At 52.8% G+C, this 23,208-nt stretch carries 12 protein-coding genes; 8 read left to right on the top strand and 4 right to left on the bottom strand.

From position 1 onward, the window contains the following. Positions 1–72: 72 nt before the first annotated feature. Positions 73–2,133 carry an oligopeptidase A gene (gene prlC / locus EC840_RS17960; protein WP_132966439.1) on the top strand — a complete coding sequence of 687 codons (2,061 nt, stop codon included), beginning with the start codon at positions 73–75 and terminating at the stop codon, positions 2,131–2,133. Between the two features lie 9 nt (positions 2,134–2,142). Beyond that, on the top strand, positions 2,143–2,889 hold the full coding sequence (gene rsmJ, locus EC840_RS17955; protein ID WP_112288047.1) for a 16S rRNA (guanine(1516)-N(2))-methyltransferase RsmJ: 747 nt from the start codon (positions 2,143–2,145) through the stop codon (positions 2,887–2,889). 100 nt (positions 2,890–2,989) lie between these two features. Here rsmJ and uspA read toward each other — a convergent pair whose 3' ends face one another. Beyond that, positions 2,990–3,430 (bottom strand): universal stress protein UspA, encoded by a 441-nt coding sequence (gene uspA, locus EC840_RS17950; protein ID WP_014333460.1) that lies wholly within the window; start codon positions 3,428–3,430, stop codon positions 2,990–2,992. A 339-nt stretch (positions 3,431–3,769) separates the two neighbouring features. Here uspA and uspB point away from each other — a divergent pair, with 339 nt between their 5' ends. Continuing rightward, positions 3,770–4,105, top strand: a complete 336-nt coding sequence (gene uspB / locus EC840_RS17945; protein WP_112288044.1) for a universal stress protein UspB — start codon at positions 3,770–3,772, stop codon at positions 4,103–4,105. A 211-nt stretch (positions 4,106–4,316) separates the two neighbouring features. Here the strand turns inward: uspB and pitA are convergent, their stop codons facing one another. Then, positions 4,317–5,822: an inorganic phosphate transporter PitA gene (pitA, locus tag EC840_RS17940; protein WP_112288043.1), complete on the bottom strand. Its 1,506-nt coding sequence runs from the start codon at positions 5,820–5,822 to the stop codon at positions 4,317–4,319. A 320-nt stretch (positions 5,823–6,142) separates the two neighbouring features. On the opposite strand from pitA, the gene EC840_RS17935 reads away from it, so the two are divergent. Next, the gene (locus EC840_RS17935) at positions 6,143–7,345 is read left to right on the top strand and encodes an NAD(P)/FAD-dependent oxidoreductase (RefSeq protein ID WP_132966437.1); all 1,203 of its coding nucleotides are present in this window, start codon (positions 6,143–6,145) and stop codon (positions 7,343–7,345) included. Between the two features lie 117 nt (positions 7,346–7,462). Here EC840_RS17935 and EC840_RS17930 read toward each other — a convergent pair whose 3' ends face one another. Continuing rightward, positions 7,463–8,347 carry a LysR family transcriptional regulator gene (locus tag EC840_RS17930; RefSeq protein ID WP_132966436.1) on the bottom strand — a complete coding sequence of 295 codons (885 nt, stop codon included), beginning with the start codon at positions 8,345–8,347 and terminating at the stop codon, positions 7,463–7,465. 144 nt (positions 8,348–8,491) lie between these two features. On the opposite strand from EC840_RS17930, the gene EC840_RS17925 reads away from it, so the two are divergent. Both EC840_RS17925 and EC840_RS17920 read left to right on the top strand, forming a co-directional pair. Further along, positions 8,492–8,758 carry a hypothetical protein gene (locus EC840_RS17925; RefSeq protein WP_113876942.1) on the top strand — a complete coding sequence of 89 codons (267 nt, stop codon included), beginning with the start codon at positions 8,492–8,494 and terminating at the stop codon, positions 8,756–8,758. 678 nt (positions 8,759–9,436) lie between these two features. Next, positions 9,437–10,051 (top strand): LuxR C-terminal-related transcriptional regulator, encoded by a 615-nt coding sequence (locus EC840_RS17920; RefSeq protein ID WP_113876943.1) that lies wholly within the window; start codon positions 9,437–9,439, stop codon positions 10,049–10,051. A 111-nt stretch (positions 10,052–10,162) separates the two neighbouring features. Here EC840_RS17920 and EC840_RS17915 read toward each other — a convergent pair whose 3' ends face one another. Next, a complete protein-coding gene (locus EC840_RS17915) occupies positions 10,163–10,747 on the bottom strand; it encodes a hypothetical protein (RefSeq protein WP_132966434.1) in 585 nt (194 codons plus the stop codon). Between the two features lie 1,073 nt (positions 10,748–11,820). Between EC840_RS17915 and EC840_RS17910 the strand changes: the two genes are divergently transcribed. Next, positions 11,821–13,179, top strand: coding sequence for a TolC family outer membrane protein (locus tag EC840_RS17910; protein WP_132966432.1), 1,359 nt, complete (start codon positions 11,821–11,823; stop codon positions 13,177–13,179). Between the two features lie 82 nt (positions 13,180–13,261). Continuing rightward, on the top strand, positions 13,262–23,208 hold a 9,947-nt coding region (locus EC840_RS17905), incomplete at its 3' end, for an Ig-like domain-containing protein (protein WP_132966430.1).

Below are 23,208 nucleotides of genomic sequence, written 5' to 3'. Positions count from 1 at the left end.
GACGACCCGAATTCACGGCGTGGTGCGCCACAGACGCATCAGCCCCAAACGCTATTACGAAGGACTGGCCCTATGACTGAACAGCAAAACGCGTCGAATCCGCTCTTAAAACCGTTCGCCCTGCCACCTTTCTCTGCGATCAAGCCTGAACATATTGTCCCTGCGATGAAATCCGCTATCGAAGAAAGCCGCCAGACGATTGAACGCGTCGTCGCGCAGGGTGCGCCTTATACGTGGGAAAACCTGTGTCAGCCGCTGGCCGAAAGTGACGATCGCCTGAGCCGTATCTGGTCGCCGATCGGGCATCTCAATGCAGTGAAAAACAGCCCGGAACTGCGTGAAGCTTACGAGCAATGCCTGCCCATTCTGTCTGAATTCAGCACCTGGACCGGGCAGCATGCCGGTTTGTATCAGGCATACCGTGATTTAAAAGACAGCGAACATTTCAGCACGCTGTCCCTGGCGCAGAAAAAAGCCATTGATAACGCGCTGCGTGATTTTGAGTTATCCGGCATTGGTTTGCCGATGGATAAACAAAAACGCTATGGCGAAATTTCCGCGCGTCTGTCTGAGCTGGGTTCGACCTACAGCAACAACGTGCTCGATGCCACCATGGGCTGGAGCAAACTCATCACTGATGAGAATGACCTGAAAGGTCTGCCGGAAAGCGCACTGGCCGCGGCGAAAGCGCTGGCGGAATCGAAAGAGCAGGAAGGCTGGTTGTTAACGCTGGATATCCCAAGCTATCTGCCGGTGATCACGTACTGCGAAAACCGTGAACTGCGCGAAGAAATGTATCGAGCGTTCGCGACCCGTGCATCCGATCAGGGCCCGAATGCCGGTAAGTGGGACAACAGTGAAGTGATGGCTGAAGAACTGGCGCTGCGTCACGAACTGGCTCAGCTGTTAGGTTTTGATTCCTTCGCGGATATGTCGCTCGCCACCAAAATGGCCGAAAGCCCGAAACAGGTGATCGACTTCCTGAGCGGTCTGGCAACACGTGCGCGTCCGCAGGGCGAGCAGGAACTGGCGCAGCTGCGAGCTTTCGCCAAAGAACATTTCGGCGTGGATGAAATGGAAGCCTGGGATTTGCCGTTCTACGGTGAAAAACAGAAACAGCATCTGTTCTCTATCAACGACGAGCAGCTACGCCCGTACTTCCCTGAACAGCGTGCGCTGGAAGGGCTGTTCGAAGTGGTGAAACGCATTTACGGCATCACCGCCAAAGAACGTAAAGACGTAGAAACCTGGCACAAAGACGTGCGTTTCTTCGATCTGTTCGATGAAACCGGCGACTTGCGCGGCAGTTTCTATCTCGATCTGTATGCCCGCGAGCACAAACGCGGTGGCGCATGGATGAATGACTGCGTCGGCAGCATGCGTAAAGCGGACGGCGAACTGCAAAAACCGGTCGCGTATCTCACCTGTAACTTTAACGGTCCGGTGGGCAACAAACCGGCGCTGTTCACGCACAACGAAGTCACCACGCTGTTCCATGAGTTCGGTCACGGCCTGCATCATATGCTGACCCGCATCGACACCCCTGGAGTGGCCGGTATTTCCGGTGTGCCGTGGGATGCCGTCGAGCTGCCAAGTCAGTTTATGGAAAACTGGTGCTGGGAGCCGGACGCACTGGCGTTCATCTCCGGCCATTTCGAAACCGGCGAACCGTTGCCGAAAGAGATGCTGGATAAAATGCTGGCGGCGAAGAACTATCAGGCGGCGCTGTTTATCCTGCGTCAGCTGGAGTTCGGTCTGTTCGATTTCCGTATGCATGCGGAATATGACCCGGCCAAAGGCGCGCAAATCCTGCAAACGCTGGCAGAAATCAAGAAACAGGTTGCCGTGGTGCCGTCACCTTCATGGGGACGTTTCCCGCACGCCTTCAGCCACATCTTTGCAGGCGGTTATGCGGCGGGTTACTACAGCTATCTGTGGGCGGAAGTGCTGTCGGCCGATGCCTATTCCCGCTTTGAAGAAGAAGGGATTTTCAACCGCGAAACCGGTCAGTCGTTCCTGGATAATATTCTGTCGCGCGGCGGTTCCGAAGAGCCAATGGAGCTGTTCAAACGCTTCCGCGGGCGTGAGCCGCAGCTGGATGCTATGCTGCGCCACTACGGAATCAAAGGATAACCTCTGCCTGTGAGTGTGTGTTTACTGTGTGAAGAAGGCGCCGATGAAGGCGCCTTATCTGTTCTGGCGCAGCGCTGGAATCTGACGTCTGACCCTGATGCCGTGATGGCGCTGGTGCTGACGCCTGAACGTCTGGAATTACGCAAACGCGACGAGCCCAAACTCGGCGCGATTTTTGTCGATTTCGTCGGCGGCACGATGGCGCATCGTCGCAAATTCGGCGGCGGACGTGGCGAAGCGGTAGCGAAAGCCGTCGGTATCAAAGGCAGTTATCTGCCGGATGTGGTCGATGCGACCGCAGGACTGGGCCGCGATGCGTTTGTACTGGCATCTCTGGGCTGCAAAGTGCGGATGCTGGAGCGCAATCCGGTCGTCGCGGCATTGCTTGATGACGGGCTGGCGCGTGGCTATCGTGATGCGGAAATCGGTCCGTGGTTGCGCGAGCGCATGACGCTGCTGCATGCTTCAAGTCTGACCGCGCTTGCTGAACTTTCGCCAAAGCCGGAAGTGGTGTATCTCGATCCGATGTATCCGCACAAACAGAAAAGTGCGCTGGTGAAGAAAGAGATGCGGGTGTTTCAGGGTTTAGTCGGCCCGGATGAAGATGCCGACGGCCTGCTGGAACCGGCGCGCCGCTTAGCGACTAAACGTATCGTGGTAAAACGCCCGGACTATGCCCCGCCAATGGCTGATATCGCCGCACAGGCCGCAGTTGTGACCAAGAGTCACCGGTTTGATATTTATACGCCGTTATAGAAAGCCGCCGTTGTCACGCTTCCCTAAATAATCACAAAAAAATGCCCGCCGGTTTTCACCTGCGGGCATTTTTATGTCAGCGTTAACGCAATAATACGTCTTACGCTTCTTCTTCCTCATCGCGCAAAGGCACGATCAGCATGTCGATGTGAACGGTGTTGATCAGCTGGCGCGCGGACGACATCAGTTTGCTCCAGAAATCCTGGTGATGGCCGCACAGCACTAAATCCACGCCATATTTATTGATGGCATCCACCAGCACCTGCGCTAAGTCACCGCTGCCGCTCAGGGTTTCTGAAATCGGGTAACCGGCGTTTTGCGACAGTTCGTTCAGCGCGTGGTGCGTCTCTTCGGAAATGCGTTTCTGCATGTCGCCCAGATTGACGTCGATAAGACCGGTGTACAGGTCTGAATAGTTCACATCAACGTGGATCAGGGACACCTTGGCGTTATACGGACGCGCCATGGAAACCGCTTTCTCGACTAAAACTTTGCTCTCAGGTGAGAGGTCAACAGCAATCAGTATGTGTTTGTAAGCCATAAGAAAACTCCTTCCATAAGTCGGTTAATAGCAATATCAGCATCATGCGAATGTCATGACTTCAGTATAGCGCCAAAATGGTCAGAGAAATCAAGCATACAGATCCCATTTCGAAATCCGGGCATCTATAGATAGAAATAATATGAACAGTTCGGGATTCGTTTCCTACACTCAATAATGCAGGCTTCTCCTGCTTTGGCAATCTTCTGTGGTACGAAAAGAGGGCGGGCGCAGTTTGCCCGGGGGTGTGAAATTGCGGAAAGGCAGGGCGAAACGTCGGGTATGCGCCGCTATTTTACCGGTGCATTGCGTGGTGTCAGTTCGCCTTGAGGGGGAATCATGATCAGTCCCGTTGCGCTGTTTTGGGCTTTATGTTTTGTGTGTGTCGTGAATATGCTGCGCTATTACTCTTCTTTGCGCGCATTGCTGGTGGTACTGCGGGGGTGCGATCCGCTGCTGTATCAGTACGTTGATGGCGGGGGATTCTTCACGTCGCACGGTCAGCCGAGCAAACAAATAAGACTGGTGCGTTACATTTATGCTCAGCGCTATGTTGAACATCACGATCCTGAGTTTATCCGCCGTTGTGAACGGGTCCGCGGTCAGTTTATGCTCACAACTGCACTGGTCGGATTAATTTTAATCAGTATGTTAGCGATGCTGATCTGGTATTAGCATACCCTTCGTACTTGAAGCTGCAGCGGCGTTAGCGGCTCTCGTTCACCCGAATCACTGACTTGTGTCAGCTCATCGGGATTCTCTCGCTTGCTGCCTTGCTGCAACTCCAGTTACTTTGGTTATGAATTAGGGAGGATGTGTGGAAAAGGAAACAAAAAAGGCGACCGTGCTGAGCAGGGTCGCCTTTTTAATGCCGTTCAGAAAGCTATCAGATCAGCTTCAGCGCAAGCCAGTACAGCACGCCGGAAAGGACAATCGACACCGGCAGGGTTAAGATCCACGCCATTGCAATGTTCTTCACGGTCTTCGACTGCACACCGCCGCCATCCACAATCATGGTCCCTGCAACCGCAGAAGACAGCACGTGTGTGGTGGAAACCGGCATACCCGTATAGCTGGCAACGCCGATAGAAACGGCCGCGGTCAGCTGTGCAGACAAGCCTTGTGCGTACGTCATGCCTTTCTTACCAATCTTCTCACCGATGGTGGTCGCCACGCGTTTCCAGCCAATCATGGTACCCAGTGCCAGCGCCAGAGCGACAGCAATGATGATCCAGATTGGTGCGTATTCAACGGTTTGCAGAATGTCTGTTTTCAGCTCGCCGAGGAAGCGTTTATCCGCAGGAGAGGTTTCCGGCAGCTTGGCCACTTTATCCGCAGTATCAGAAACACACATCAGCAGACGGCGCATATGGCTGCGTTCTTCCGGTGCCAGGTCGCTGTAAGACTGAAGATTGGTCAGCAGTGTTTGCGCGCGGCCGATAGCGTCAAGTGCGTGGCTGCTGTCGCAGTGGAACACTTTAGGCTCATCGGTCGGTGCGATATTGACGTCCGGTGCAGGCACCATTGGCGTCTGTGCAACCACGTGCGGCACGGCATCAACATGTTGCTGATAATACTGGCCGAGGTGAGTCACGGCGTCGCGGGTACGGGTAATGTCGTAACCGGTCGCGTTCATATTCACCACAAAACCTGCTGGCGCCACGCCAATCAGCACCAGCATGATCAGACCGATACCCTTCTGACCATCGTTAGCGCCGTGAGAAAAACTCACGCCGATAGCCGACAGAATCAGACCGGTACGTGTCCAGAATGGCGGCTTTTTCTTGCCGTCTTTCTTCTCACGTTCTGCCGGTGTCAGGTGGATACGGGCATGTTTCTTATTGCCACTCCAGTAACGGCGGAGCAGGAAAATCATGGTACCGGCGATAATCATCCCGACCAGCGGAGAGATAATCAGCGAAGCAAAAATACCAATCATTTTAGGGATGTTTAATGCATCGACCACGGACGTGTGAGTCATTAATGCATTGGTCAGCCCTACGCCAATGATGGCGCCGATAAGGGTATGGGAACTGGACGCCGGCAAACCAAAATACCAGGTGCCGAGGTTCCAGATGATCGCCGCCAGTAACATAGAGAACACCATGGCAAGACCATGTGCGGAACCTACATTGAGCAGCAGATCGGTTGGGAGTAGATGGACGATGGCATAGGCCACGCTCAAACCACCCAGCAGAACGCCAAAGAAGTTAAATACCCCTGCCATCACGACCGCTAATTGCGAACGCATTGCCCGGGTATAGATGACGGTTGCTACTGCGTTGGCCGTATCATGGAAGCCGTTAATCGCTTCGTAGAACAGAACAAACAGTAACGCGAGAATCAACAACGAACCGGTATGAATATCCAACCCGGCAAATAGATGCAGCATAATTGTTACGCCAGTTAGTGGTCATGAACGCCGCGCATTATCTGCGAGAACAGGGTGAGGGGAAAAGGAAAATATGACATTTTTTTGACTAAAAACAGTTCAAAATTCACGTTTGTTTCAATTAAATTTTTATTTATCAAAATCTTATTCCTCCTTTGCCAGCTGAAACATTTCCTTACGACGTTCAGAAAGCAAGCTGTCTGACTGGTTTAAGACGCGTCTGTCCCTTACAATTCGCGCCACTCAGTGGGCAGCACGCCCGCTCAGAAGGGGAAACCCTATCTAAAACGTAGTCGAATATTCATAAAGAGAGGCCAAAAGTGGAACAGGTTGATGTGGTCGTCATTGGTGCAGGTGCTGCAGGTATGTTCTGTGCGGCACAGGCCGGACAGGGTGGCTGCCGGGTTCTGCTGCTGGATAATGGCAAAAAAACCGGACGTAAAATCCTGATGTCGGGTGGCGGACGCTGCAACTTCACGAACCTTTACGCCGAGCCGGCGGCTTATCTTTCTGAAAATCCGCATTTCTGTAAGTCCGCACTGGCGCGTTACACCCAGTGGGATTTCATCGATATGGTCAACCGTTACAATATCGCCTGGCATGAGAAAACCCTCGGCCAGCTTTTCTGTGATGACTCCGCGCAGCAGATTGTGGCGATGCTTGATAAAGAGTGCGAAGCGGGTAACGTTGATGTGCGTCTGAGAAGTGAAATCACCGACGTTCAGAAAACGGAAGAAGGCTTTATTATCAACGTGAATGGCTCAACTGTGAGTACTCACTCACTTGTTGTTGCCAGCGGCGGACTTTCCATGCCGGGACTCGGCGCTTCTCCGTTCGGTTACCGTCTGGCGGAACAGTTTGGCCTGAAAGTGTTGCCGACCCGCGCCGGTCTGGTGCCGTTTACCCTGCATAAGCCGCTTCTCGAACATTTACAGACGCTTTCCGGCGTTTCCGTTCCTGCGGTGCTGACCGCCGAAGATGGTACCGTATTCCGCGAAAGCATTCTGTTTACTCACCGTGGCCTTTCCGGTCCGGCTGTTTTACAGCTTTCAAGCTACTGGCAGCCTGGTGAGTTTGTAAGTGTTAACTTACTTCCTGATGTCGATCTGGCGGCGTTTCTGAATACGCAGCGTCAGGAGCATCCAAATCAGAGCCTGAAGAATACGCTGGCGATCCAGCTGCCGAAGCGTCTGGTGGAATGCTTGCAAACGCTGGGACAGCTTCCGGATGTGACGCTCAAACAGCTGAACGTGCCGCAACAGGCCGCACTGGTGGAACAGCTGCAAAACTGGCAGGTGCAGCCGAATGGCACCGAAGGTTACCGCACGGCAGAAGTGACACTCGGCGGTGTCGATACCAAAGAGTTGTCTTCTAAAACGATGGCGGCGGCGAAAGTCCCCGGTTTGTATTTCATCGGCGAAGTGGTGGATGTGACCGGCTGGCTGGGCGGTTATAACTTCCAGTGGGCCTGGAGTTCGGCGTGGGCGTGTGCGCAAGATTTGGTGGCGCAGCACAGTAAATAAGTTTTTTTATTAATTGCCAGATGGTTACATGTCCGGTGGCGAGGTATATGTCACCATTCTGGTTGTAGAAAAACGGGTAACTGTAATTTCGCAGAATAATGCCTCATCATTTATTCTCTACTCCTTCAGTAACTGGATAATCCATTCCAGTCTCTCGTCATTTTTCGCCTTACTGTGGATATAAGCATAAATATCCAGAGTGTCTTCTTCCATCCAGGGGATTTCCACACTGCGCACGCCTAAATGCACGGGGATATGCTTTAACAGAAATGCCGGAAAGAACATCACAGCATCACTTTTTTCAATGCAGTAAAGCATATTAATCAGTGAGTTAGATTTGTAACGGATATTCCTCTGATGAGACAGTCCGTACAGCTTTTCAGGAAGGTAAGCGCTGGTTTCGGCGGAGCTGAGAACGATATGCTCTTCTGCCATCCACTGCTTGTCGCTCAATTGGTTTTTTATCCTCGGATGTCCTTTCCGGCACAAACCCACTATCCGTGACTGAGCAATCTTTGTTGAAATGAACGAGTGGTTATGCCTGATGGCTGAGCCGATATCGATATCGACTTCTCTTGATACCAGTGCGGTACTACGCTGGTCTTCCAGCATGATACGGTTATTAAAGGTAAAATTTAACTCCTTGGGAAATTTACTATTTTTTAATAACTTATCAATCAAATAATATTCAATCATTGTATTGGTTCTGATAATAACGTTAGAAATTTCAGGTGAATCATCAGTACTTACCATCAAAGAATGGGATATTTCTTCATCAATATTTTTAAAGGAGGGATAAAGCTGGTTAGCCAGCGGCGTGGCTTTTAGTCCTTTAACAGATTTGATGAATAAGGGATCATCGTAATAATCCCTGAGTTTATTTAATGCATAGGTCAGCGTGGGCGATGATATTCCTAATGCTTGTGCGGATTTACTCATGCTTCGGGTTTCATACACCAGCACCAGCGTTTTGATGAGATTATAGTCAAATTTATTGTTCATTTTTCAGTTATTCTTTTTTTGATCAAGTGCTTAGTTCGGGTGATATAAAAAATTCAAAGCACGACTTCGAAAAACCTCTATTGTGTCTTATCCCAGAGGAATGCCTAATAACACCCGTTACCGTGCTATTGAAAAGAAGGTGTAATGAAAGTCCTGACTGATAAACCGACATTTGAAAAATGGTTCGTAGAAGATTATTTGAATATTAATCATAACCCTATGAATTCCTCGATTCTCACGGATGAAGAATTGGACATCGCCCTTTCTGAATCTGCGCCAGAGTCATTCCCATGTCTGGTTTTCATGGGAGCCCAGGATATTTATTCTGATGGAAATCAGTTGCGGTATATCTACAAGGACGAGTTAAGGCTAATGCAAGAATTACTGGAAGGGAAAGAATTTACTCATTAAAAGTGGAACAAAATTATTTCAAAAGGATAACCAAAATATCCAAAGCGTATAAAAGTAGTTCTTATAATTGATTTGGTGAATGTATTCGAATGCAAAGGGCACTTTACTGCGCCCTTTGCATTCTTTCTGAACAGTGAGACACCCCGCCTCAGACCCTGCGACATCAGAACTCCCATCACTTGCACGGCAGAACCGCCTGGATGAGATATTAAATTTGTTATTTTGTGCTCAAAATTAATCAATCCTGCCTTCTGATTTTTTTTACTCAAAAAACTAGAAAATTCCTAAGCAGAATGAATAAAAAGAGCGATTTGTTTACTGATCATTGAGTGTTGGTGATTATTTGCCATTTTTTCCATCAAAATAATAGCGATGTAATCCATGTCAATCAGACTGGAAAAAGAGTTGAAAGCAAATATAAACAGAGAATGCGACTACTTATCACTTCTGGTTGGGGTTTTATGCTAATAAAATGTTAAATGATGGTGTTTAATTTTTAGTTGTTTGGTTTTTTACAGATTTATCTAATAAGTTTAGAAAATTCCTAAGTTCGCCCGCCCAACCCCCTCGCTATCGACATGTCAAAACAGCCTCACTAAGATTAGCCCGTGTTCAGGAGGATTAGGATTTTTCCTCAGAAAAGAATTAAAACGGAAAGTACTACCAATGGAATGATAAATGAAACAAACAGTTGTTATCCACTCTGGCTATTATGAGATGCTGACGCTCTCGTCGATCCTTAATCATGTCAATTCAAAAGTTAACTTGTTTTCTTCATTGAATGAGTTCTACGAATCTGGAATTGGCATGAGCGTAGACTGCATTATTATTGAGATAAATAATAACGTAGAAAACTTCAACTCTGTGATTAAGTTCATCCGGAGAATGGATTTTTTATACAAGCCGCCGCGCGTCATTGTAATCACTAAAATTGAACAATACGACAGACTGACACGCCTGGTTGAAGAGAACATTGATATGCTCATCTCTGAACAGGAAGAGTTGACGGTGCTGAGAAAGATGCTCATTACCGGTGTTGTTGACCTTAATTATCAGATGACAATCAGCCCCTATTTAAACAGAAAGAAAAATGAAGTATTTCATCCGGCGAGAATGTGTCTGACGTCAATGGAACGCGAAGTGTTATGTGAGATTAAAAGCATGAAGACCAATTCGGGTGTGGCGCAAAAAATGGGGAAGAGCAGTAAGACGATCAGTACCCACAAGCGAAATGCCATGAAAAAATTGGGGCTTAAAAATTCGATAGATTTGTACAAGTATCTGATGCAGTGATCAGGGCGCAGATTTTCTTACCCGGATACTTCGAAAAGTCGTCTTTATAAGGCAAAAAAGCTATCGATAAACGATAGCTTTTTTTATAGATGAAATACTGAAATCCGGGTGTCACACGGAATGATTGAGCACACGATTAAGGTAGCGAAACAGCTCTTTGGTACTTTTAAGACCGAGCTTTCTCATCGCGCTGTATTTGTAGTAATAAAGGTTAGAAATTGGAATTGTCGTGATTTTCTCAATACTTTTCATTCGCTGGTTCTTTGACAGGCAGCGGAGCAGAATGGCTTCGTTTTTACTGAGCAAATAGTCCTCAAGAAAGGGTTTGATTGAGTCGTATTTCCCTTTCAATAAGCTGTCAAAGAAGAAGTATACTTTCGAGAATGAGTTCTCTTTACATACGCAAAAGTCAGCTAACTTACTGTTAACAATAATGTTATCACTGAAGATGATGACTTTGCTTTCCTGCTGTGTTTTAGATTTTAAATTATAGATGAATTTATCAATATTAAACTCGAAGCTGATCTCACCTGGTTCCAGGATATAAACGTCGAAGTTTTCAGCATGTTTATCCAGCGCATCTTCCGCACTGATATGATTGAACGTAATACCTGAAGTTGTGCGGATTAAAGAAAAGAGGTTTTTTAACCCTACATATGTCAATGTGCATGAGTCAATAAGTGCAATGCGCATCATTAATCCATTCCTTTAAATGCATCGGCTTCCGTAGAGATCATTGCGTATACCTGATAATACATCTCCGTTATTATTACCAAATAAGCTTTCCGGTATACTATCGGGTAAGAATGCAATCGTCAACGTAACCAAATATGATCATCTTATTATCATGTAAATAAACTTTGTGAAACCCATAGTGCAACTGACTGATAATAGATGGTATTTTTTCTATTGCTGACAAAATAAATTACGTGTCTAGGAATATTTTTAATTTCTTCGTTTAATACTTAAACATTCTTAAGTTAATGTACAAAAACTGACACTCTTAGACACCAGAAAAGAAAACTGCTGCGACCCGCCTCACTACTAATTTAACTGATTTAACAGACGTTAAAATCGTTGTTTTGAAGATCACCTCATCAAAAAAAATGCCCTTCAGATAAGGCCATGAATTTTCGTTTCATGAAACTTTCGAAAGAATATCGGATGAAATCTCTGCGAAGGTTGTCCATTTTATCTCGCAATGGCGATAACCCGGTGGCTAATACTTAAGGAGGATTGTCAGATGATGATTAATCATTATTGCGGGCGATGATAAGATGTTTTTACATTGTATTTAAATCATTGTTAACAAAATGTTGCTTTTAATCTGTGGGTGAAAATTTGTTTTTATTCTCTCCTTTTCCATCGGATCACGGTCATGAATGCCTGTTAAAGGGGAAATAACAGGGATTTATTTGTAAGGATTTTGCAAATTATCCTAAGATATGACTGAGTTTTGTAAAGCTATCAATCAAAATGATGCCAGTTTTCACTGTAAATCCGCCTTTCAGGCGATCAGATTTTTCCCTTTTTTATTAAAAACAACATACTGATTTATAACATTAATCACATTCATCTAATGAATGTAAGCATTAGGATTTTTCCACCTTCGTGAATGTATTTCTGCTTACTTACGTAATTTTTGACCACTTTTTCTGCAGCGCGAAGATTGTAATAATGAGACCGGAATCACAGGAAACAGGGGGCTGGAGGACTGTGCAATGGCTGCACGAGGACGTTCTCCCTAAGGATAATGACAGGAGTGTCAGATGAACAAGTGGTCTAAGATTATTGCCATACCGTTAAGCATTTTGGGTGTGTTACTGACATTCCCTGGCGTGGTCTTTGCAAATGTTTCAGAAAGTGTCAATTCGTGGGCTAATGCGCCTGCGATGAGAGGGCTCGATTCTGTTGATCTGAAATCAACTATCTTGCAGGCATTTTCTCGCAGTCCTTCGGTTACGCAGCAAGCCTATCAGCTGGGTATCGGCCAGGCGCAGATCCGGGAAGCGCAAAGTGCGTGGTATCCGCAGGTGGGGCTGACGGCGAATACTGGCAACTCAACCCAGCAGGATTTTTCTAACAGCCTGAATAATGCGGCTGCCTATGGTCTGACGCTTTCTCAGCTGGTTTATGATTTTGGCAAAACAAATGCCAATGTCAGCCAGCAGAAATCAACGCAGGAAAGCTATCGCTATAAATTACTGGCGACAATGTCTGACGTGGCCGAACAAACCGCGACCGCGTATCTGGACGTATTAAAATATCAGGACCTCACCCGCACGGTTGAGGAAAATATTCGTGCTCTGGAAGACGTCAGAAGAATGTCTTCATTACGTGCAGACGCGGGACTCAGTACCCGTTCCGATGTATTGCAGGCGCAATCACGTATTTCAGGGATGCGTTCAACGCTGAAACAATATCAGGCGAGTTTATCGGCGGCCAAAGCGCAATTAGAATCGCTGACCGGTGTGAAGGCTAAATATTATCAGCCATTTACCGCCAGTGATTTTGATAATCCGGTTGTGCCGGAGAATATCGATTATTCGAAAATCCCTACCGTTTTATTTGCACAGACACAGCAAGAATCTGCCTCTTATGAAGTCAGTAAAGCCAAATCGGATTATTTGCCGACGCTGAGCTTGCAGGCCAGCCGGACGCGTTACGAAACGAATAATAACCCGTACTGGAATAATCAAATCCAGTTACATGTGGATGCGCCGCTCTATCAGGGCGGGGCCGTTTCTGCACGCGTGAGTCAGGCTGAAGGGCGCAAAAATATTGCCGCGACGCTCGTTGATCAGGCCAAGCTGGATATCTTGCAAAAAGCGTCAGTGGCTTATGCCAACTGGGCGGGCGCCGAAGGGCAGGTGCAGGCCAGCGCGGCACAGCTACAGGATTCAATCCGCTCGCGCGATGTGTACAAAAGCGAATATAAACTTAACCAGCGCACGCTGAATGATTTACTCAGCGTAGAGCAGGACGTCTTCCAGGCTGAGTTTTCACAAGTCAGCGCCAAATACGACAGCTGGTATTCACTGATTAATTACACGACGGCGGTAAATAACTTATTGCCTCAGCTTGGAATTAGTCAGGGCGAGAAACAGTCGTTACCCGATCTGAAATAACCTGCAGTTAAATCAACAACAAAAATGTTTTTTAGCATTGAAACAACACCTCACATTACAGACAAGGATTAAGGACAATATCATGAGCAGAAGCATAGATATTATCTCTCGCAAAACGTCGCTGAAGAACGAATTCACTGCCCAGGGAAATACGGCACTCGCAATGAATGAATCGGGCATCGTGGTTATTCATGACTCGGTGAAAAATGTCGCCAGCTATGAACGAAGCGGTAATGACCTGATTATTCATATGCAGGATGGCTCGGTCATCCGTTGTGTAGGATATTTTGAGAATATCGGTCAGGATAATGAAAATAAACTGGTTTTCCAGGATGAAAATCAGCAACTGACCGAAATTGATTTCACCGATGCAACAGCGGCGCATGATACAGCTGCCTTTACGGTCCATGCAGTTGAAACGCGCCTCGCAGGCCTTGAACCTTTGCTGCTCAGCACCACGGAAGTCAGTGTTGAATGGCCCTATTTGCTGGCTGGCGTGCTGGGTGCAGGTGCCGTGGGTGCGTTGCTGGGCCACAGCGGCGGCAGTGACGAAAAAACAAAAGTCATTGATAACACGAAAGATGTCGAAGTCGCCCGTCCAACCTTCCTGGTGACGGATACGCAGGGTGACAGCCAGGGCATTCTTGCCAATCAGGCTGTGACCGATGACGTGCGTCCTACTTTCACCGGCACCGGTAATCCGGGGGCTGAAATTTCTATTGTGGATGCCAGCGGAAAAATTATCGCGACGACGCTGGTCGATGCCAGCGGACAGTGGACGGCACAGCTCGCGCCTCAGTCTGCGGGATCTCATACCTACATTGTGGTTCAGGAAAGCAATGGTTCCAGCACCAGCGCGGGTTCCATTACGCTCAACATCGTGACCGAAAAAGCGTCACTGAGTGTCGATACGCTGGCCGGAGATAACGTGCTGAATGCCGCAGAAGCGGGCGCAGATGTTTCCCTGTCTGGCCAAAGCGCGAATCTGGCCGCGGGAACCACCGTGACGGTTTCCCTCAATGGTTCAAGCTGGCAGACCACCGTGGCGGCAGACGGCAGCTGGTCGGTCAATGTCCCGGCTGCGGATGCGCAGGCCCTTGCCGACGGCGTGTATACCGTTCAGGTCAGCGGCGTGGATCGCGCGGGCAATACCATTACCTCCAGCTCGACCTTAACGGTTGATACCCATCCTCCTGCGCTGGTGATTAACACTGTCGCGGGAGACGATATTCTCAATGCCGCAGAAGCAGGTCAGCCACTGACGCTCAGCGGGACGTCGGATGCCGGAGCCGGGCAGGTTGTGACGCTGCTGCTTAACGGCATCGCCTACAGCGCAACCGTGGATGCCAATGGTCACTGGTCGGTGGATGTCCCTGCTGCCCATGCGGGCGTACTCAAAGACGGAAATGTTACTGTCAGCGCCTCGGTCAGCGATACGGCGGGGAACAGCACCTCCACCACGCACGATGTACTGGTCGATACGACGGTTCCGGTCGTCACCATCAATACCATCGCCGGTGACAATATCCTCAACAGCGCAGAGCAAACTCAGGCGCAAATCGTCAGCGGCACCAGTACCGGTGGAGAAGCTGGCGACACCGTGACGCTGCTCATTAATGGCCAGACTTATACCACCACGCTAGCGGCTGATGGCTCATGGAGTGTCGGTTTACCGGCGTCCGTGTTCAGTTCACTGGCGGATGGCAGTTACGAAGTCAACGTCAGCATCACTGATAAAGCGGGCAACACGGGCTCGCAGTCAACATCAGTACTGGTTGCTTCAGAAGTGCCGGAACTGGCAATCAATACCGTTGCCACCGACGACGTCATTAATGCCATTGAAAAGGGTGAAGCACTGGAAATCAGCGGGACCAGCAACAGTGCCGATGGCACGCCGGTTACCCTGACGCTGAACGGCATTACTTACACTGGTACCGTATCCGGCGGTAACTGGACGGTCACCGTTCCGGCCACCGATGTTTCAAAACTCGGCGAAGCAACCTATACCCTTTCCGCCAGCATCACTGACGCTGAAGGTAACAGCGGTTCAGCCACACACAACGTAGTTGTCGACTCCGTTCTGCCGAATGTCACCATTGCAGTCACGGCAGGCGACGACATTATTAATGCCACTGAAATCGACGCCGATCAGACCATCAGCGGCAAAGTCACCAATGCGGCGGCGGGCGATGTCGTTACTGTCACCGTGGGTGGCAATGTCTATACCGCGACAGTGCAGAACGACCTGAGCTGGAGCGTCAGCGTGCCGTCCGCAGACCTGAAAGAGTTCGGCGATGGCGACCTGACAATTTCCGCCAGCGTCACTAATCAGCACGGCAACACCGGCACCAACGATCGCGAGATCAACATCGACGCTGGTCTGCCGGGTCTGCGTATCAACACCGTAGCTGGCGACGATATCGTCAACAGCATCGAGATCCAGCAGAACCAGATTATCAGCGGCACCAGCACTGACATCGCGGCAGGAAGTTCGGTCACCGTGACCATCAACGGCGTCGATTATCAGGCGACCGTTGGCGCGAATGGCGCGTGGTCTGCGGCGATTCCGGCAGCGGACGTGGCGAACTGGCCAGCGGGTCAGCTTGCTATAAGCGTCAGCGGCTCTGATGTCTCCGGCAACTCTGTGACCATCTCCAGTAACGTGACCGTTGATCTGAGCAGCCTCGCCATTGCGATTGATACGATTGCTGCAGACGACATCATCAATGCGGCAGAAAAAGCGGCAGACCTGACGCTGAGCGGTTCAACCCAAAACGTCGAAGCCGGTCAGATCGTGACTGTGAATTTCGCGGGTCACACCTATACCGCGACCGTTGGCACAGACGGCATCTGGAGCGTAACTGTTCCTGCAGCGGATATGCGCACTCTGAAAGACGGTGACGCGACAGTCAGCGTCAGTGTGACCAATGCGGCGGGCAACAGCGTGGGCGCAGCACAGGATGTGACGGTTGATACCGTTGCGCCAGCCATCACCATCAACACCATCGCCGGTGACAACGTGCTGAACAGCGCGGAAGCCGGTGCAGATGTGGTGCTGAGCGGGACATCTACCGCCGAAGCCGGTCAGATCGTCACTGTCACTTTGAACGGCAATGAATACACCGCGACCGTTGGCACCGACGGCACCTGGAGCACTTCTGTTCCGGCAGCAGACGCCTCGGCGCTGACTGATGGCACGTACTCTGTGAATGCCACGGTGAAAGACGTGGCGGGCAACAGCTCTTCTGTCAGCGGTTCAGTTCTGGTGGATATCACTGCGCCAGCTCTGACTATCAACACCGTTTCCGCCGACGACGTGATCAACGCGCAGGAGCATCAGCAAAACCTGATGATCTCTGGTGGTTCCACAGGCGTGCCGGCGGGCGGTCTGGTGACCGTTGAAATCGACGGCCACAGCTACACCGCCGCCGTGGATGCGAACGGCAACTGGAGCGTCGGGGTTCCGGCGGACGTGGTCAGCACGCTGACCGACGGAAGCTATACCGTAACGGCTTCTGTGAAAGATGCCGCAGGCAACGACGGTTCCGTGACCCACGACGTCACTGTCGACACCGTTGCGCCGGTTCTGACTATCAATACCGTGGCTGCTGATGACGTGATCAACGCTATCGAGAAAGGCGAAGCCCTGACCGTCAGCGGTACCAGCAACGGTACCGACGGCAGCGTGATTACGCTGAACCTCAACGGCCAGAACTACACTGCGACCGTCAGCAACGGCGCGTGGACGCTGAACGTTCCGGCTTCCGACGTCGCGAAACTCGGCGAAGCGGATTACACCCTGACCGCCAGCAGCACCGACGCGGCGGGCAACACCGGCAACGCGACGCACGACATTCTGGTCGACAGTTCGCTGCCGTCCGTGAACATCAGCCCGGTCGCCACTGACAACATCGTTAACGCGACGGAAATCAACGCCGATCAGCTGATCAGCGGCAAGGTCACCAACGCGGCGGCGGGCGATACCGTCACCCTTACGCTGGGCGGGAAGACTTACACCACGACCGTTCAGGACGACCTGAGCTGGAGCGTCAGCGTGCCTTCTGCGGATCTGAAAGGATTTGGCGACGGCGACCTGACCATCAGCGCATCCGTGACCAATCAGCACGGCAACACCGGCACCAACGATCGCGAGATCAATATCGACGCCGGTCTGCCGGGGCTGCGTATTGATACGGTGGCGGGCGACGATGTGGTCAACAGCATCGAGATCCAGCAGAACCAGATTGTCAGCGGCACCAGCACCGATATCGCAGCGGGCAGCAGCGTGACCGTGACCATCAACGGCGTCGATTATCAGGCGACCGTTGGCGCGAACGGCGCGTGGTCTGCTGCGGTTCCTTCTTCTGATGTGGCGAACTGGCCAGCGGGTCAGCTTGCGATTAGCGTGACCGGCACCGACGTGTCCGGCAACAGCGTAACCATCTCGAACAACGTCACCGTGGATCTGAGCAGCGTGGCGATCACCGTAGATACCATCGCGGTGGACGACATGATCAATGCCGCCGAAAAAGCGGCAGATCTGACGCTGACGGGGTCGACGCAAAACGTCGAAGCCGGTCAGACCGTGACCGTAAACTTTGCGGGTCATACGTACACCGCGACTGTGCAGGACAACGGCAGCTGGAGCGTGAAGGTTCCGGCAGGCGACATGACCAGCCTGAAAGACGGCGACGTCACTGCAACAGCAAGCGTTACCAACGTGGCAGGTAACAGCGCCAGCGCAGCGAATACCGCCGAAGTGGATGCGTCTGCGCCGACCATCACCATCAACACCATCGCCGGTGACAACGTGCTGAACAGCGCGGAAGCAGGCGCGGACATGGTGCTGAGCGGAACGTCTACCGCCGAAGCCGGTCAGGTGGTAACCATCACCCTGAACGGCAAAGATTACACCGCGACCGTTGGCACCGACGGCAGCTGGAGCACGTCGGTTCCGGCGGCAGACGCCTCGGCGCTGACTGACGGCACGTACTCCGTGAATGCGGCGGTGAAAGATGTCGCCGGTAACAGCAGCAGCGTCAGCGGTTCAGTTCTGGTGGATATCACTGCGCCAGCTCTGACTATCAACACCGTTTCCGCAGACGACGTGATCAACGCGCAGGAGCATCAGCAGAACCTGATGATCTCCGGTGGCAGCACGGGCGTTCCGGCGGGCGGTCTGGTGACCGTTGACATCGACGGCCACAGCTACACCGCCGCAGTGGATACCAATGGCAACTGGAGCGTTGGTGTACCGGCGAACGTGGTCAGCACGCTGACCGACGGTTCCTACACCGTCAGCGCAAGCGTCAAAGATGCCGCAGGCAACGACGGTTCCGTGACCCACGATGTCACTGTCGACACCGTTGCGCCGGTTCTGACTATCAATACCGTGGCTGCTGATGACGTGATCAACGCTATCGAAAAAGGCGAAGCCCTGACCGTCAGCGGCACCAGCAATGGCGCGGACGGCAGCACCGTGACGCTGAACCTCAACGGCCAGAACTACACTGCGACCGTCAGCAACGGCGCGTGGACGCTGAACGTTCCGGCGTCCGATGTCGCGAAACTCGGCGAAGCAGATTACACCCTGACCGCCAGCAGCACCGACGCGGCGGGTAACACCGGCAGCGCGACGCACGACATTCTGGTCGACAGTTCGCTGCCGTCCGTGAGCATCAGCCCGGTCGCCACCGACAACATCGTTAACGCCACTGAAATCAACGCCGATCAGCTGATCAGCGGCAAGGTCACCAACGCGGCGGCGGGCGATACCGTCACCCTTACGCTGGGCGGGAAGACTTACACCACGACCGTTCAGAACGACCTGAGCTGGAGCGTCAGCGTGCCGTCCGCAGACCTGAAAGGATTTGGCGACGGCGACCTGACGATTTCCGCCAGCGTTACTAATCAGCACGGCAACACCGGCACCAACGATCGCGAGATCAATATCGACGCCGGTCTGCCGGGTCTGCGCATCAATACGGTGGCTGGCGACGATGTGGTCAACAGCATCGAGATTAATCAGAACCAGATTGTCAGCGGCACCAGCACCGATATCGCGGCAGGCAGTTCAGTCACTGTGACCATCAACGGCGTCGATTATCAGGCGACCGTTGGCGCGAACGGTGCGTGGTCTGCGGCGGTTCCTTCTTCTGATGTAGCGAACTGGCCAGCGGGTGCGTTGAATATCAGCGTGACCGGCACCGACGTGTCCGGCAACAGCGTAACCATCTCGAACAACGTCACCGTCGATCTGAGCAGCGTGGCGATCACCGTCGATACCATCGCGGTGGACGACATGATCAATGCCGCCGAAAAAGCGGCAGACCTGACGCTGACGGGGTCGACGCAAAACGTCGAAGCCGGTCAGACCGTGACCGTGAATTTCGCGGGGCACACCTATACCGCGACCGTGCAGGGCAACGGCAGCTGGAGCGTGAAAGTTCCGGCTGGCGACATGACCAGCCTGAAAGACGGCGACGTCACCGCCACCGCCAGCGTTACCAACGTGGCAGGCAACAGCGCGAGTGCGGCGAATACCGCCGAAGTGGATGCCTCTGCACCGACCATCACCATCAACACCATCGCCGGTGACAATGTGCTCAACAGCGCGGAAGCCGGTGCAGATGTGGTGCTGAGCGGCACGTCGACGGCAGAAGCCGGTCAGATCGTTACTGTCACCCTGAACGGCAAAGATTACACCGCGACCGTCGGCACCGACGGCACCTGGAGCACGTCTGTTCCGGCGGCGGACGCCTCGGCGCTGACTGACGGCACCTATTCTGTGAACGCGACGGTGAAAGATGTCGCCGGTAACAGCAGCAGCGTCAGCGGTTCGGTGCTGGTGGATATCACTCCACCAGCTCTGACTATCAACACCGTTTCCGCCGACGACGTGATCAACGCGCAGGAGCATCAGCAGAACCTGTTGATCTCCGGTGGCAGCACGGGCGTTCCGGCTGGCGGTCTGGTGACCGTTGAAATCGACGGCCACAGTTATACTGCCGCCGTGGATGCCAATGGCAACTGGAGCGTTGGTGTACCGGCAAACGTAGTCAGCACGCTGACCGATGGTTCCTACACCATCAGCGCAAGCGTCAAAGATGCCGCAGGCAACGACGGTTCCGTCACGCACGACGTCACGGTTGATACCGTTGCGCCGGTTCTGACCATTAACACCGTTGCAGCCGACGACGTGATCAACGCCATCGAAAAAGGCGAAGCCCTGACCGTCAGCGGCACCAGCAATGGCGCGGACGGCAGCGTGATTACGCTGAACCTCAACGGCCAGAACTACACTGCGACCGTCAGCAACGGCGCGTGGACGCTGAACGTTCCGGCATCCGACGTCGCGAAACTCGGTGAAGCGGATTACACCCTGACCGCCAGCAGCACTGACGCGGCGGGTAACACCGGCAGCACGACGCACGATGTTCTGGTCGACAGTTCGCTGCCGTCCGTGAGCATCAGCCCGGTCGCCACTGACAACATCGTTAACGCGACGGAAATCAACGCCGATCAGCTGATCAGCGGGAAGGTCACCAACGCGGCGGCGGGCGATACCGTCACCCTTACGCTGGGCGGCAAAACTTACACCGCTGAAGTACAAAGTGACCTGAGCTGGAGCGTCAGCGTACCTTCTGCGGATCTGAAAGGGTTCGGCGACGGTGACCTGACTATCAGCGCATCCGTCACCAATCAGCACGGCAACACCGGCACCAACGATCGCGAGATCAATATCGACGCCGGTCTGCCGGGTCTGCGCATCAATACGGTGGCGGGCGATGATGTGATCAACAGCATCGAGATCCAGCAGAACCAGATTGTCAGCGGCACCAGCACCGATATCGCCGCAGGAAGTTCAGTCACCGTGACCATCAACGGCGTCGATTATCAGGCGACCGTTGGCGCGAACGGCGTATGGTCTGCGGCGGTTCCTTCTTCTGATGTAGCGAACTGGCCTGCGGGTGCGTTGAATATCAGCGTGACCGGCACCGACGTGTCCGGCAACTCTGTGACCATCTCGAATAACGTCACCGTCGATCTGAGCAGTGTGGCAATCACCGTGGATACCATCGCGGCTGATGACATGATCAATGCCGCCGAAAAAGCGGCAGACCTGACGCTGACGGGGTCGACCCAAAACGTCGAAGCCGGTCAAACCGTGACCGTGAACTTTGCGGGGCACACGTATACCGCGACTGTGCAGGACAACGGCAGCTGGAGCGTGAAAGTTCCGGCTGGCGACATGACCAGCCTGAAAGACGGCGACGTCACCGCCACCGCCAGCGTTACCAATGTGGCAGGCAACAGCGCCAGCGCGGCGAATACCGCCGAAGTGGACGCGTCGGCACCGGTTATCACCATCAACACCATCGCCGGTGATAACGTGCTGAACAGCGCGGAGGCCGGTGCAGATGTGGTGCTGAGCGGGACTTCGACGGCAGAAGCCGGTCAGATCGTTACTGTCACCCTGAACGGCAAAGATTACACCGCGACCGTCGGCACCGACGGCACCTGGAGCACGTCGGTTCCGGCGGCGGACGCCTCGGCGCTGACCGACGGCACGTACTCTGTGAATGCGACGGTGAAAGACGTGGCGGGCAACAGCTCTTCTGTCAGCGGTTCAGTTCTGGTGGATATCACTGCGCCAGCTCTGACCATCAACACCGTGTCAGCCGACGACGTGATCAACGCGCAGGAGCATCAGCAGAACCTGATGATCTCCGGTGGTTCCACGGGCGTTCCGGCGGGCGGTCTGGTGACCGTTGACATCGACGGCCACAGCTACACCGCCGCTGTGGATGCCAATGGCAACTGGAGCGTCGGGGTTCCGGCGAACGTGGTCAGCACCCTGACCGACGGTTCCTACACCGTCAGCGCAAGCGTCAAAGATGCCGCAGGCAACGACGGTTCCGTCACGCACGACGTCACTGTCGACACCGTTGCGCCGGTTCTGACTATCAATACCGTTGCAGCCGACGATGTGATCAACGCCATCGAAAAAGGCGAAGCCCTGACCGTCAGCGGCACCAGCAACGGCGCGGACGGCAGCACCGTCACGCTGAATCTCAACGGCGAGAACTACACTGCGACCGTCAGCAACGGCGCGTGGACGCTGAACGTTCCGGCGTCCGACATCGCGAAACTCGGCGAAGCGGATTACACCCTGACCGCCAGCAGCACCGACGCGGCGGGCAACACCGGCAGCGCGACGCACGACATTCTGGTCGACAGTTCACTGCCGTCCGTGAGTATCAGCCCGGTCGCCACCGACAACATCGTTAACGCGACGGAAATCAACGCCGATCAGACCATCAGCGGCAAGGTCACCAATGCGGCGGCGGGCGATACCGTCACCATTACGCTGGGCGGCAAAACCTATACGGCTGAAGTACAAAGTGACCTGAGCTGGAGCGTCAGCGTACCTTCTGCCGATCTGAAAGGATTTGGCGACGGCGACCTGACTATCAGCGCATCCGTCACCAATCAGCACGGCAACACCGGCACCAACGATCGCGAGATCAACATCGACGCCGGTCTGCCGGGTCTGCGTATCAACACCGTGGCTGGCGACGATGTCGTCAACAGCATCGAGATCCAGCAGAACCAGATCGTCAGCGGCACCAGCACCGATATCGCAGCGGGCAGCAGTGTCACCGTGACCATCAACGGCGTCGATTATCAGGCGACCGTTGGCGCGAACGGCGCGTGGTCAGCGGCGGTTCCGGCAGCGGACGTGGCGAACTGGCCAGCGGGTGCGTTGAATATCAGCGTGACCGGCACCGATGCTTCGGGTAACTCAGTGACGATTTCTAATAACGTCACCGTCGATCTGAGCAGCGTGGCGATCACCGTGGATACCATCGCGGTGGACGACATGATCAATGCGGCTGAAAAAGCGGCAGATCTGACGCTGAGCGGTTCGACCCAAAACGTCGAAGCCGGTCAGACCGTGACCGTGAACTTTGCGGGTCATACGTACACCGCGACCGTGCAGGACAACGGCAGCTGGAGCGTGAAAGT

It is taken from the genome of Rahnella sp. JUb53 (assembly GCF_004346065.1).
GTDB lineage: Bacteria > Pseudomonadota > Gammaproteobacteria > Enterobacterales > Enterobacteriaceae > Rahnella > Rahnella variigena.
This window is presented reverse-complemented; position numbering and strand designations above follow the sequence as displayed.

Bases quoted from the DNA above. Each gene is read 5' to 3' on its own strand.
- EC840_RS17925 (WP_113876942.1), top strand. From the start codon at position 8,492: ATGAAAGTCCTGACTGATAAACCGACATTTGAAAAATGGTTCGTAGAA.
- EC840_RS17910 (WP_132966432.1), top strand. From the start codon at position 11,821: ATGAACAAGTGGTCTAAGATTATTGCCATACCGTTAAGCATTTTGGGT.
- EC840_RS17915 (WP_132966434.1), bottom strand. From the start codon at position 10,747: ATGATGCGCATTGCACTTATTGACTCATGCACATTGACATATGTAGGG.
- uspB (WP_112288044.1), top strand. From the start codon at position 3,770: ATGATCAGTCCCGTTGCGCTGTTTTGGGCTTTATGTTTTGTGTGTGTC.
- EC840_RS17920 (WP_113876943.1), top strand. From the start codon at position 9,437: ATGAAACAAACAGTTGTTATCCACTCTGGCTATTATGAGATGCTGACG.
- EC840_RS17930 (WP_132966436.1), bottom strand. From the start codon at position 8,347: ATGAACAATAAATTTGACTATAATCTCATCAAAACGCTGGTGCTGGTG.
- prlC (WP_132966439.1), top strand. From the start codon at position 73: ATGACTGAACAGCAAAACGCGTCGAATCCGCTCTTAAAACCGTTCGCC.
- uspA (WP_014333460.1), bottom strand. From the start codon at position 3,430: ATGGCTTACAAACACATACTGATTGCTGTTGACCTCTCACCTGAGAGC.
- pitA (WP_112288043.1), bottom strand. From the start codon at position 5,822: ATGCTGCATCTATTTGCCGGGTTGGATATTCATACCGGTTCGTTGTTG.